General features: G+C 70.2%; 11 protein-coding genes. 7 read left to right on the top strand and 4 right to left on the bottom strand.

From position 1 onward, the window contains the following. The first annotated feature begins 23 nt into the window (after window positions 1–23). Together smpB and MKK52_RS24275 are read left to right on the top strand one after the other, a co-directional pair. Entirely contained in the window at window positions 24–497 is a 474-nt protein-coding gene (gene smpB / locus MKK52_RS24280; RefSeq protein ID WP_243958833.1) for an SsrA-binding protein SmpB, read from the top strand. Window positions 498–513: 16 nt separating this feature from the next. Beyond that, entirely contained in the window at window positions 514–1086 is a 573-nt protein-coding gene (locus tag MKK52_RS24275; RefSeq protein ID WP_243958832.1) for a peroxiredoxin, read from the top strand. A gap of 7 nt (window positions 1087–1093) precedes the next feature. On the opposite strand, the gene MKK52_RS24270 is transcribed toward MKK52_RS24275, so the two are convergent. The 3 genes from MKK52_RS24270 to rpoZ form a co-directional block, all read right to left on the bottom strand. Continuing rightward, the gene (locus MKK52_RS24270) at window positions 1094–1726 is read right to left on the bottom strand and encodes an NYN domain-containing protein (protein ID WP_243958830.1); all 633 of its coding nucleotides are present in this window, start codon (window positions 1724–1726) and stop codon (window positions 1094–1096) included. Between the two features lie 225 nt (window positions 1727–1951). Next, window positions 1952–4174 (bottom strand): RelA/SpoT family protein, encoded by a 2223-nt coding sequence (locus MKK52_RS24265; RefSeq protein WP_243959723.1) that lies wholly within the window; start codon window positions 4172–4174, stop codon window positions 1952–1954. A gap of 160 nt (window positions 4175–4334) precedes the next feature. Then, complete coding sequence (rpoZ, locus tag MKK52_RS24260) at window positions 4335–4745, bottom strand: DNA-directed RNA polymerase subunit omega (RefSeq protein ID WP_243958828.1); 411 nt, start codon at window positions 4743–4745, stop codon at window positions 4335–4337. 306 nt (window positions 4746–5051) lie between these two features. On the opposite strand from rpoZ, the gene rpoN reads away from it, so the two are divergent. From rpoN to MKK52_RS24235, 5 genes are all read left to right on the top strand, one after another. Beyond that, complete coding sequence (rpoN, locus tag MKK52_RS24255) at window positions 5052–6614, top strand: RNA polymerase factor sigma-54 (protein WP_243958826.1); 1563 nt, start codon at window positions 5052–5054, stop codon at window positions 6612–6614. A 48-nt stretch (window positions 6615–6662) separates the two neighbouring features. Continuing rightward, window positions 6663–8036 (top strand): bifunctional UDP-N-acetylglucosamine diphosphorylase/glucosamine-1-phosphate N-acetyltransferase GlmU, encoded by a 1374-nt coding sequence (glmU, locus tag MKK52_RS24250; protein ID WP_243958824.1) that lies wholly within the window; start codon window positions 6663–6665, stop codon window positions 8034–8036. A 27-nt stretch (window positions 8037–8063) separates the two neighbouring features. Next, window positions 8064–8849 (top strand): aldolase, encoded by a 786-nt coding sequence (locus MKK52_RS24245; protein ID WP_243958822.1) that lies wholly within the window; start codon window positions 8064–8066, stop codon window positions 8847–8849. 104 nt (window positions 8850–8953) lie between these two features. Then, window positions 8954–10780 (top strand): glutamine--fructose-6-phosphate transaminase (isomerizing), encoded by a 1827-nt coding sequence (gene glmS / locus MKK52_RS24240; RefSeq protein ID WP_243958820.1) that lies wholly within the window; start codon window positions 8954–8956, stop codon window positions 10778–10780. 125 nt (window positions 10781–10905) lie between these two features. Continuing rightward, a complete protein-coding gene (locus tag MKK52_RS24235) occupies window positions 10906–11745 on the top strand; it encodes a collagen-like protein (RefSeq protein ID WP_243958818.1) in 840 nt (279 codons plus the stop codon). Here the strand turns inward: MKK52_RS24235 and MKK52_RS24230 are convergent. Next, window positions 11676–12950 (bottom strand): TIGR03862 family flavoprotein, encoded by a 1275-nt coding sequence (locus MKK52_RS24230; protein WP_243958816.1) that lies wholly within the window; start codon window positions 12948–12950, stop codon window positions 11676–11678. The genes MKK52_RS24235 and MKK52_RS24230 overlap by 70 nt on opposite strands. Window positions 12951–13025: the final 75 nt, after the last annotated feature.

The following is a 13025-nucleotide window of genomic DNA, read 5'->3' as shown; positions in this document are numbered from 1 at the left end:
GTAAGAAAGGACGACAGACCCGCATGGCGCCGAAGACGGAGCCCGGACGGCGCGTGGTGGCCGACAACCGCGCCGCCCGCTTCCATTATTCCATCGAGGACACGCTCGAAGCCGGCATCTCGCTCACCGGCACCGAGGTGAAATCCCTGCGCGGGGGCAAGGCGACGATCGGAGAGGCTTATGCCGGCCCCTCCGGCAACGACCTGATGCTCTTCAACGCCTACATCCCGGAATATCTGGAAGCGAACCGCTTCAACCACGACACCAAGCGGCCCCGCCGCCTGCTGCTGCACCGCCGCCAGATCGACAAGCTGATCGGCGCCACCCAGCGGCAGGGCTACACGGTCGTCCCGCTGAAGATCTACTTTAACGAGCGCGGCCGGGCGAAGGTCGAACTCGGCCTCGGCAAGGGTAAGCAGGCCCACGACAAGCGCGAGGCGGTGAAGGAGCGCGACTGGAAGCGGGATCAGGCCCGCCTCCTGCGCGACAGGGGATAGAGCGGGGAACCACGGGATGAGCGCCAGTCTGACCAGCCTGCCGGACGATCTGCCGGTTCCAGCGGATGACGGCGCCGCCGCCCACCTGCTAGGCGCCCGCCTGCCCGACGTGGCCCTGCGGGCCACGGACGGGAGCACGGTCTCGCTCGCCAAGCTCAAGGGCCGCACGGTGGCCTATGCCTATCCGCGCACTGGCGAGCCGGGCAAGCCGACCTTCACGGAGGATTGGGATGCGATCCCCGGCGCGCGGGGCTGCACCCCGCAATCTTGCGATTTCCGCGACCATTTCGACGAGTTAAAGGGGCTCGGCGTCGATCACGTCTACGGGCTCTCGACGCAGACGCGGGAGTATCAGACGGAGGCGGCGACGCGCCTGCATCTGCCTTTCCCGCTGCTTTCGGATGCCCATCGCGCCCTGGCGATGGCGGCCCGGCTGCCGACCTTCGAAGCCGGGGGCGAGACGCTGCTGAGGCGCCTCACTCTGGTGATCGACGACGGAGTCGTCACGCACCTGTTCTACCCGGTCTTCCCGCCGGACCGGAGCGCCCGGCAGGTCGTCGCGTGGCTCGAGGCGAGCCGCCGGGCCTGAGGCGCGGCTAGGCGTCGTCCTCCGGCTGGCGGATGCCGTAGCGGTTCTCGAGGTTCGGGCGCGATTCGGCGCGGTGGCGGGTCGGCGTCTCGCCCGTGGGGCGCGGGGCGCGCTCGGTGGCCTCACGGCCGATCCGCGAGGCCAGGGTCGACAGGTCCACGAACTCGTCCGCCTGCCGCCGCAACTCGTCGGAGATCATCGCCGGCTGCGTCTGGATCGTGGAGATCACCGTGACGCGCACGCCCCGGCGCTGCATCGCCTCGACCAGCGAGCGGAAATCGCCGTCGCCCGAGAACAGCACCATGTGGTCGAGGCGCGGGGCGAGTTCGAGGGCGTCGATCGCCAGCTCGATGTCCATGTTGCCCTTGAACCGGCGGCGGCCGGCGGAATCCGTGAACTCCCGCACCGGCTTCGTCACGACGCGGTAGCCGTTATAGTCGAGCCAATCGACCAGCGGCCGGATCGAGGAATACTCCTGATCCTCGATCATCGCGGTGTAGTAAAAGGCGCGGATCAGGTTCTCGCGTGCCTGGAAATCCTTCAGGAGCCTCTTGTAATCGATGTCGAAGCCCAGGGCTTTGGTCGTCGCATAGAGGTTGGCGCCATCGATGAAGATGGCACACCGTTGATCTGCCGGCATAAATGTCTTTCCAAGTACAAAATAGATGAAATCGGTGGAGGGACGTGGACGCTTGAACGTTACTGATGCATTAAAAACGTCTTTCGCAAAACTGAGTTAAAAATGAATCAAAGCTCCATCGTGATGCGATGAGGGGGTTTAAAGCATTGCGGACGGTCATGCCGAAGTCAAGGCAAGCCGGCAGCGGCTAAACACGCTGAATGGCCCGACAACCTCAGGTAATAATCAGCCGTTGACGCGCTGAACGCTGCTCACCGGCCGCTTGCTGCGCAGCTCCGCGACGATGGCGTTCAGGTGTTGGAGATCCCAGACCGACAGGTCGAGGGTGATGTCGGTGAAGTCCTGGGTGCGGCGTTTCATCGAGATGTTGTCGATGTTGCCGTCGTGGTCGGCGATCACCTGGGCGATCTGCGCGAACACGCCCGGCTCGTTGATGGATTGCAGGGACAGGCGGGCGGGGAAGCGCTCGCCGCTCGACGCCTCCGTATCCCAGCGCACGTCGAGCCAGCGCTCCGGCTCGTTGTCGAAGGCGGCCAGCGCCGCCGACTGGATCGGGTAGACCGTCACGCCGACGCCCGGCGTGAGGATGCCGACGATCCGGTCCCCCGGCACCGCGCCGCCGTTGGGGGCGAAGGTGACGGGCAGGTCGCCCGCGAGGCCCCGGATCGGGATCGCGTCCGGTGAAGCCTCGCCGCTGCCGTTGAAGGTCAGGCGCATCGTCTGGTCGGGGGAGCGCACGAGCCGCCCCGCGCCGGTGGCGCCGGGCTGCCCGGCCGAGGGGCGGCGCTCCTCCCGGTGGTCGGGATAGACCGCGCGCACGACATCGCCGGAGAACATCTCGCCGCGCCCCACGGCGGCGAATACGTCCTCCGTGGTGGAGCGGGCGAGGCGGGGCAGGGCGCCGCGCAGCTTGTCCTCGGAAAAGCTCTTGGCCGCGCGCTCGAAGGCCCGTTCGAGGATCTGCTTGCCGAGGCCGGCATATTGCCGCCGCACTGCCGTGCGGGTCGCCCGGCGGATGGCCGAGCGCGCCTTGCCCGTCACCACGAGGGATTCCCAGGCGGCCGGCGGAGAGGCGCCGTCCGAGCGGCTGATCTCCACCTCGTCGCCGTTCGAGAGTTCGTGCAGCAGCGGCACCATGCGGCCGTTGATCTTGGCGCCCACCGCTGAGTTGCCGACATCCGTGTGCACGGCATAGGCGAAGTCGATGGGCGTCGCGCCCCGGGGCAGGGCGATCAGGCGGCCCTTCGGGGTGAAGCAGAACACCTGATCCTGGAAGAGTTCGAGCTTGGTGTGCTCCAGGAACTCTTCCGGGCTGTCGCCTTCGGCGAGCAGTTCGATGGTGCGGCGCAGCCATTGGTAGGCGCCGCTCTCGGTGGCGAGCTTCGGGTGGACGCTGCCGACGGTGTCGCGCCCGCTCACGTCCTTGTAATGGGCGTGGGCGGCGATGCCGTATTCGGCGATGTCGTCCATCGCCTGGGTGCGGATCTGCAGTTCGACGCGCTGGCTCTTGGGGCCGATCACCGTGGTGTGGATCGAGCGGTAATCGTTCTGCTTCGGGGTCGAGATGTAGTCCTTGTAGCGCCCCGGCACCATCGGCCAGCTGGTATGGACGACGCCCAAGGCCGCGTAGCAATCGTCCAGGGCGTTCACGATCACCCGGAAGCCGAAGATGTCCGACAGTTGCTCGAAGGCGAGCGACTTGCGCTCCATCTTCGCCCAGATCGAATAGGGCCGCTTCTGCCGGCCCGTGACCTCGGCCTCGATGCCCCGCGCCGAGAGCTTGTCGGAGAGCACCTTCTCGATGTCCTCGACCATCCGGCCGGACTTGGCCGTCAGCCGCAGCAGGCGCTCGGTGATGGTGGCGTAGATCTCGGGTTCGAGGAAGCGGAAGCCGAGGTCTTCCAGTTCTTCGCGCAACTCCTGCATGCCCATGCGGGCGGCCAGCGGCGCGTAGATGTCGAGGGTTTCCTGGGCGATGCGGCGACGCTTGTCGTCGCGCATGTGCTCCAGGGTGCGCATGTTGTGCAGGCGGTCGGCGAGCTTCACGAGGAGCACGCGCACATCCGCCGCGACGGCGAGCAGCAGCTTACGGAAGTTCTCGCCCTGGGCGGCCTGCTTCGAGACGAGATCGAGCCGCTTGAGCTTGGTCAGCCCATCGACGAGGGCGCCGATCTCGTCGCCGAACAGGCGCCGGATCTCATCGAGGGTCGCCTCGGTGTCCTCGACGGTGTCGTGCAGGACGGCGGCGATGATCGTCGCATCGTCGAGATGCAGATCCGTAAGGATCGCGGCGACTTCGAGGGGATGGGCGAAGAACGGATCGCCCGAGGCCCGCTTCTGGGTGCCGTGGGCCTGCATCGCATAGACGTAGGCGCGGTTGAGCAGATCCTCGTCGGCGGCGGGATTGTAGCGCTTGACCCGCTCGACGAGTTCGTACTGGCGCATGATCCGCCGGGAAATCGGTGCCTCCTGAACGCTGTACGCGCCGCCGCTTCAGGGAAAGTCTCCCGCAATGCGGCGGCCGACACCAGAGGCAAGGCGCCGCAATCGGCGCATCGGGCGCTTTTTTCTTCGCGCCGGGGGCCGAATCGACCCCCGACGGCCGGCCTCACTCGGCCTCTTCGTCGGTCTCGACCGGCGGGGCGAGGTTCTCGAGGCCGCGGAGGAGATCTTCCTCGCTCATGCGGTCGAACTGCACGCCGGCATCGTCGCTGGACGATTGCGGCGCGTGGGCGGCGGCGGCCGGCGAGCTCGACAGCAGCGGCACGGCCTCGGCCTCCGGCTCGTCCACCTCGACGTACTTCTGGAGCGAGTGGATCAGCTGCTCCTTCAGATCCTCGGAGGTGATGGTGCCGTCCCCGATCTCGCGCAGGGCGACGACCGGGTTCTTGTCGCGGTCGCGGTCCACAGTCAGCGGCGCGCCGGCCGCCAGGAGGCGGGCGCGGTGGCTCGCCAGGAGGACCAGCTCGAAGCGGTTCTCGACCTTTTCGATGCAATCTTCGACGGTGACGCGCGCCATGCCTGACGGCTCCTTCGCGGAACGAATTCTCTCGGGATGGGCGGCGTCTTACACCGGATGCGGTTTGGCAACAAGCTGAGAGACTTGACGGCAGGCCTACCGTCCCGGCCTCATGCCGCTCAAAGCTTCCTTAATCGCGTGCCGCGAGAGTGAACGCCCTCGCCGCAATCTTCGCATGGGACGAGCGAACGCCCGGCTTTGACGCGCCGCGGCATTCGGTCTAAAGATTGGGCAGAACGAAGAAGCAAGAACCGTGCCGGGCTGCCATGCTCGGACAATCTGAACAATGCGCAATCGGGGCTGGGTATGAGTCTGCTGCAAAGGCTGGAGGTGCGACAGGGCCAAGCCCTGGTCATGACGCCTCAGCTCCTGCAGGCGATCAAGCTCCTGCAGCTCTCGCATCTGGACCTTGCCGCCTACGTGGATGCGGAACTGGAGCGCAACCCGCTCCTGGAGCGCGCCGAGGCCGAGAATCCGGGCGGCCAGGACGCGCCGGAGGCGCCGGCCCCCTCGGACGAGGGTGCGGGCGACGACGGGTTCGAGGGTGGCGAGGCCGATTCGTGGCTCGCGCCGGAGATGAACCCGATCCGGGGCGAGATCGACGGCGATATCGACACCCGCCTCGACAACGTCTTCCAGGACGAGACGCCGACGAGGGTCCGCGAATCGGACGCGGGCGACATGCTGAGCCTGACGCCCGCGCCCTACGGCAGCACCGGCGGCAGCTTCGATGCCGAGGCGCCCGACTTTGAGGCGACCCTGACCTCGGAGGTGAGCCTGCGCGAGCACTTGGCCGCGCAGCTGGATCTCGCCACCCGCGATCCCATCGAGCGCCTGATCGGCGGCTTCCTGATTGATGCCGTGGACGAGGCCGGCTACCTCCGCGAGACGGTGGAGGCCGTGGCCGAGCGGCTGGCGGCGTCGCCCGCCCTGGTCACGAAAGTGCTCACCCTCGTGCAGAGCTTCGACCCGGCCGGTGTCGGCGCCCGCGACCTCGCGGAATGCCTCGCCATCCAGTTGCGCGAGAACAACCGCTTCGATCCGGCGATGGAGGCCCTGGTCTCGCGCCTCGACCTCGTGGCCAAGCGCGACTTCGCGGGGCTGCGGCGCCTCTGCGGCGTGAACGACGAAGACCTCGTGGACATGCTCGCGGAGATCCGCCGCCTCGATCCCAAGCCCGGCCGCGCCTTCGGGTCGAGCGCCGTCGAGGTGCTGGTGCCGGACGTGTTCGTCCGGGCCGCGCCGGACGGCTCCTGGCTCGTGGAGCTCAACAGCGAGGCGCTGCCCCGCGTCCTCGTGAACCAGAGCTACTACGCCCGCGTCTCGCGCACGGCCCGCGCCGAGGGCGACAAGGCCTTCCTCTCCGAGGCGTTGCAGAACGCCAACTGGCTCACCCGTAGCCTGGAGCAGCGGGCGCGCACCATCCTGAAGGTCGCCACCGAGATCGTCCGCCAGCAGGACGGGTTCTTCGCCCACGGCGTCGCCCATCTCCGGCCGCTCAACCTGAAGACGGTGGCCGAGGCCATCGGCATGCACGAATCGACCGTCTCGCGCGTCACCTCGAACAAGGCCATCGGCACCAGCCGGGGCACGCTGGAGATGAAGTACTTCTTCACCGCCGCCATCCCCGGCGCGGCGGGCGCGGCGGCCCATTCCTCGGAGGCGGTGCGCCACCGCATCAAGCAGCTCGTGGACGGCGAGACCGCCGACAACGTCCTCTCGGACGACGCGCTGGTGCAGAAGCTGCGGGACGAGGGCGTGGACATCGCCCGCCGCACCGTCGCCAAGTACCGGGAATCCCTGCGCATCCCCAGCTCCATCGAGCGGCGGCGGGAACACTCCGCGCAGGCCGTCCGGGTGCTTGCCTGAACGGCCGGTTCGGCCCATTCAGCCCGCCGACCCCGATCGGACTCCGTGATGACGACCTCTTCCTCGCCGCGCAGCCTGACTGCCATCGTCCTCGCCGCCGGCAAGGGGACGCGGATGCGCTCCGATCTGCCGAAGGTGCTCCACAAGGTTGCCGGGCGGACCATGCTCGGCCATGTGCTCGCCGCCGTGCGTGAGGCCGGCGCGACGCGGGTCGGCGTTGTGGCCGAGCCCGGCCGGGCCGACGTCGCCGCCGAGATCGAGCGGCAGGCGCCCGGCGCGGGCGTCTTCGCCCAGGCCGAGCGGCTGGGCACCGCCCACGCGGTGCTGGCCGCCCGCGCGCTGCTCGCCGAAGCCGCCGACGACGTGATCGTCGCCTTCGGGGACACGCCCCTCGTCACCGCAGAGACCTTCACCCGCCTGCGCGCGCCGCTCTCCGCCGGGGCGGCGGTCGCCGTGCTCGCCTTCGAGACGGAGAACCCCACCGGCTACGGGCGGGTGCTCACCGAGGGCGCGCGCGTGGTCGCGATCCGCGAGGAGAAGGATGCGAGCCCCGCCGAGCGGCAGGTGCGCCTGTGCAATGCCGGCCTCATGGCGCTCGGCGGCGCGCACGCCCTGAGGCTGCTGGAGCGGATCGGCAACGACAACGCGGCCGGCGAATATTACCTGCCCGACGCGGTGGCCCTGGCGGTGGCCGAGGGGCTGACCGTCGCGGTCGTGCCGGTGGACGAGCCGGAGGCGCAGGGCGTCAACGACCGGGTGCAGCTCGCCGCCGCCGAGGCGGTGGTGCAGGCCCGCCTGCGCCGGGCGGCGCTCCTGGGCGGCGCGACCCTGGCGGCACCGGAGACGGTGTTCTTCAGCCACGACACGGTGCTCGGCCGCGACGTGACCGTGGAGCCGAACGTGGTGTTCGGCCCCGGCGTGACGGTGGCCGATGGCTGCACGGTGCGGGCCTTCGCGCATCTGGCGGATGTCCGCCTGGAGGCCGGGGCGAAGGTCGGGCCGTTCGTGCGCATGCGCGGCGGCGCGGTGCTGGAACAGGGCGCCGAGATCGGCAACTTCGTGGAACTCAAGAACACCCGCATGGGGCCGGGCGCCAAGGCGGCGCACCTCACCTATCTCGGCGATGCCGAGGTGGGGGCGAAGGCCAATGTCGGCGCGGGCACCATCACCTGCAATTACGACGGCGTGTTCAAGCACCGCACCAGCATCGGCGCGGGTGCCTTCATCGGCTCGAACTCGGCCCTCGTCGCCCCCGTCACCATCGGGGCCGGGGCCATGGTCGCGGCCGGCTCAGTCATCACGCAGGACGTGCCGGAGGGCGCCCTGGCGGTGGCGCGCGGCCGGCAGGAGGTGCGGCCCGGCTGGGCGGTGCGGATGCGCGAGCGATTGCTCGCCCTGAAGGAACGGCGGTCAGGCCGGTGAGCCCGGAAGACCAGGGGGAGAGGCGACATGGCTCATGAATTCCGCGTGGTGGAGGGCGGCAAGGCCGACCTCGGCGCCATCGACCGCGAAGCGCTGCGTCAGGCGCGGATCGACCTCGCCGCCTGCTTCCGCATGGCCGCGCGCTACGGTCTGGAAGAGGGCATCTGCAACCACTTCTCGGCCATGGTGCCGGGGCGGGACGACCTGTTCCTCGTGAATCCCTACGGGCTGGCCTTCTGCGAGGTGACGGCCTCCAGCCTCCTCGTCTGCGATTTTCACGGGCGGGTGGTGGAGGGCGAGGGCCAGCCGGAGGCGACGGCCTTCTTCATCCATGCCCGCGTGCACCGGAACGTGCCGCGAGCCCGGGCGGCGTTCCACACCCACATGCCCTACGCCACGGCGCTGAGCATGACCGAGGGTGAGCCCCTGGCCTATGCCGGCCAGACGGCCCTCAAGTTCTACGGCCGCACGGCGGTGGACGATGCCTATAACGGCCTCGCCCTGGACGAGGCCGAGGGCGATCGCATCGCCGCGACGCTGGGCGACGCCGACCTCGTGTTCCTGCGCAACCACGGGGTGATGGTCACCGGCCCGACGATCGCGGAGGCCTGGGACGACCTCTATTACCTGGAGCGCGCCGCCGAGGTGCAGGTGAAGGCCCTCTCCACGGGCCGGAGGCTCCTGCCGGTCGATCCGGCCATCGCCAGGGCCGCCGCCGCGCAGATGCGCGAAGGCGACCCCGAGAGCGCCCGGCTGCACCTCGCGAGCATCAAGCGGGTGCTCACGCGGGACGGCGACACTTACGCGGAATAGCCCCGCGCGCCGGCCGCTGGGTCTCGCCGCTGCGATGCGGTAACCTCGACCGCATATATGGGCCTGGCCCCCGGCCGGGTGGCCCTGCGAATGGAAGACGGAACATGTGCGGCATCGTCGGCATCGTCGGGCGCGACGCAGTAGCGGGACAGGTGATCGAGGCGCTGCGCCGCCTCGAATACCGGGGCTACGATTCCGCCGGCATCGCCACCCTGGAGCACGGCAGCCTTCAGCGCCGCCGCGCCTCGGGCAAGCTCGTCAACCTCGAAGCGCGGCTCGCCGAGCAGCCGCTGACCGGCACGATCGGCATCGGCCACACCCGCTGGGCGACCCATGGCCGACCCACCGAGGTGAACGCCCACCCCCATGCCACGGCGCGCGTCGCCGTCGTGCATAACGGCATCATCGAGAATTTCCGCGAGCTGAAGCAGGAGCTCGAAGGGGAAGGGATCCGCTTCGAGAGCGACACCGACACCGAGGTCGTCGTCCAGCTCGTGAGCCGCCTGATGGACAGGGGCGCCGGCCCGGTCGAGGCCGTGGCCGCCGCCCTGCCGCGCCTGCGCGGGGCCTTCGCCCTCGGCTTCATCTTCGCGGGGCAGGAAAATCTGCTGATCGGCGCCCGGCACGGCGCCCCGCTCGCCGTCGGCTACGGCCATGGCGCCACCTATCTCGGCTCCGACGCCCTGGCGCTCGCCCCCTTCACCGACGCCATCGCCTATCTCGACGAGGGCGATTGGGCGATCCTCACCCGCGAGGGCGCCGAGTTCCGCGACGCCTCCGGCGCCGTGGTGGAGCGCCCCCGTCAGACCATCGCCACCCAGGCGTTCCGGGTCGACAAGGGCGAGTACCGCCACTTCATGGCGAAGGAGATCCACGAGCAGCCGGAGGTCGTGGGCCGCACGCTGGCCCATTACGTCGACATGGCCGAGGGTCAGGTGATCCTGCCGGAGGCGCTGCCCTTCGACTTCGCCAAGCTGAGCCGCGTCTACATCACCGCCTGCGGCACCGCCTTCTATGCCGGCCTCGTCGCCCGCTACTGGTTCGAGCAGATCGCCCGCTTGCCGGTGGAGATCGACGTGGCGTCGGAAGCCCGCTACCGCGAGGCGCCCCTTGAGCGCGACGGCCTGACGCTGGTCATCTCGCAATCGGGCGAGACCGCCGACACCCTGGCCTCCCTGCGCTACGCGAAGAGCCAGGGGCAGCACACGCTCAGCGTCGTGAACGTGCCGACCTCGACCATCGCGCGGGAATCCTCCGTGGTGATGCCGACGCTCGCCGGGCCGGAGATCGGCGTGGCCTCGACCAAGGCGTTCTCCTGCCAACTCACCGTGCTCCTCTGCCTCGCCATCGCGGCGGGCCGGGCGCGGGGCACCCTCGACGCGGCCGGTGAGCGGCGCCTGATCGACGGGCTCATCAAGGCGCCGGGCCTCATGGCCGAGGCGCTGGCGCAGGAGCCGGACATCGAGGGGCTGGCCCGCGAGGTCGCGAAGGCGCGGGACGTGCTCTATCTCGGGCGCGGCACGAGCTACCCGATGGCGCTGGAAGGCGCCCTGAAGCTCAAGGAAATTAGCTATATCCACGCCGAGGGCTACGCCGCCGGCGAGCTGAAGCATGGGCCGATCGCCCTCATCGACGAGAGCGTGCCGGTCATCGTCATCGCGCCGCACGACGCGGTGTTCGAGAAGACCGTCTCGAACATGCAGGAGGTCGCGGCGCGGGGCGGGCGGATCGTGCTCATCGGCGACGCGCAAGGTGCGGCGGAGCACGGGCTCGACACGATGGCGACCTTCACCATGCCGGCGCTCGATCCCATCGTGGCACCCATCGTCTACGCGGTGCCGGTGCAACTCCTCGCCTATCACGTCGCCGTCGTGATGGGGAAAGACGTCGATCAGCCCCGCAACCTCGCGAAATCCGTCACCGTGGAGTGACGGACGGTCCCCGCGGAGGGCACATCCGAGGGGTGTGAAACTACCGAGTTTTCAATTGACGATACCTGGCTGCAAAGCCAAGGTCCGCCGCCGCCCGACCGGGGCGGTCGAGATCCGGGTCGAGCATGCGCGCAGCCCTCGTTCTGCCTTTGCTGGTGGGCCTCACCGCCCCCGTCGTCGCCCAGCCGGCGCCGACGGATCCGGGCATGAGCCAGGGGGCGCCGGCCCCCGCACGCCGGGCCGCGCCCCCGCACCGTCCGCAGGCGCCGAGCCAGCCCATCGCCGTCTATGATGCGCGGATCGAGGCGGGCGACCTTCGCCTTTCGGGCTCGGTGCGCAAGCCCGGCGCCATCGTCGAGATGGACGGAGAGACCTCGATCCAGGCCGACAAGCGCGGCCGGTTCGTGTTCAAGCTGCCCTACAAGCCCGCGACCTGTGTCGTCACGCTCAAGAGCGGCGAGGACGAGCGCGAGGCGGTCGTGGCCAATTGCGCGCCGGAGGGGCCCCCCGGCCCGGCCGGGCCGCAGGGTGTGCCCGGACCCGCCGGAGAGAAGGGCGAGACCGGCCCCAAGGGTGACGCCGGTCCGAAGGGTGATGCCGGTCCGACCGGCGAGGCGGGGCCAAAAGGCGAGGTGGGTCCGAAGGGCGAGCAGGGACCGGCCGGGCCGCAGGGCGAAGCCGGCACCCCCGGCCTGCCCGGCCCGAAGGGCGAGGCGGGTCCCGCCGGCCCCCGCGGCCCGATCGGCGGACGCGGCGAGCCCGGCAAGCCCGGCGCGGCGGCGACGTCTGCCTTCCGGGTGCTGCGCAAGACCGAATGCGGCGGCGCCTGTTCCGCCACCTGCGACGAGGGCGAGGTGCTGGTCGCAGCCCGCTGCCTCGGCGGCGGCAGCGTGACCTATGAGGGCGAGGGGGCGTCCTGCCCGGCTGAAGCTACCGGCCTCGTCGGCTTCTGCGCCAAGCCCTGATCCGCGAGCCAGCGCAGCATCCCCCCGGCGGCCGCCCGGCCGCCGGCAATCGATCCCTGGAGGAGGTAGCCGCCCGTCGGCGCCTCCCAGTCGAGCATCTCGCCCGCCAGGAACAGGCCGGGCCGCACCCGGAGCATGGCGTTGCCGTCGAGGGCGCCGAGATCCACGCCTCCGGCCGTCGAGATCGCCCGGTCGAGGCCCATCATGCCGGTAAGGGTGAGCGGCGCCGCCTTGATGAGCCGCGCGAGGGCGCCGGGATCGGCCGGCGGGGCGGCGCCCGCCGCCTCCCGCAAGAGACCGATGGCGACGGGGGACAGGCCGGCGGCCTTGCGCAGCCGGGCCGAGAGGGAATCGCCCTTCCGCCCGGTCGAGAGCCGCGCCGCCAGCACCTCGACGCCGAGGTCCGGCCGGAGATCCACCACGAGCCGCGCCGAACCTTCCGCGAGGATCGCCTCGCGCAAGGGGCGTGACAGGGCGTAGACCGCTCCGCCTTCGAGCCCCGTCCGCGTGACGATGGCCTCACCAGGGACTGTCTCTCCGGCGACGGTCAGGGCGATGCGCTTCAACGGCGTGCCAGCGTGGCGCTCGCGGAACGTGTCGGACCACGCGCAGGCAAAACCCGCATTGGCCGGGCGCAGGGGCGCGACCGCCGCGCCGAGCCCTTCGAGGAGCGGCACCCAGGCGCCGTCCGAACCGAGGCGAGGCCAGCTTGCCCCGCCGAGGGCGAGCAGCGTCGCGGTGGGGCGTACCGTGAGATCGCCCTCCGGCGTCTCGAAGGTCAGGGCGCCTTCCGAGATCCCGGTGAGGCGGTGGCGGGGGCGGATCGCGACGCCGTGTTCCGCCAAGCGGGCGAGCCACGCCCGCAGCAGGGGCGAGGCCTTGAAGCTCTCGGGGAAGACCCGACCGCTCGACCCGACGAAGGTCGGCTGCCCGAGTTCGGCGCACCACTGACGCAGGGACGCGGGCGGGAAGGCCCGGATTGCCTCGGTCAGGCTCTGCGCCGGATGGTAGCGGCTGAGGAAGGCCGGCAGGGGCTCGCTGTGGGTGAGGTTGAGCCCGCCGCGCCCGGCCATGAGGAGCTTGCGCCCGAGGGAGGGCATCCGGTCGTAGAGCGTGACCGTGCGGCCCGAAGCCGCGAGGATCTCCGCCGCCGCCAGCCCGGCCGGGCCGCCGCCGATCACCGCGATGTCGCATCCTTGCACCATGGCGCCGAGAGGCGCGCCGCAGGGTTGCGTGTCAAGCGCTGGGGATCGGCCCGTGCCGCCCTTGATTCGCCTCGT

It is taken from the genome of Methylobacterium sp. J-067 (assembly GCF_022829465.1).
Classification (GTDB): Bacteria; Pseudomonadota; Alphaproteobacteria; order Rhizobiales; family Beijerinckiaceae; genus Methylobacterium; species Methylobacterium litchii.
This window is presented reverse-complemented; position numbering and strand designations above follow the sequence as displayed.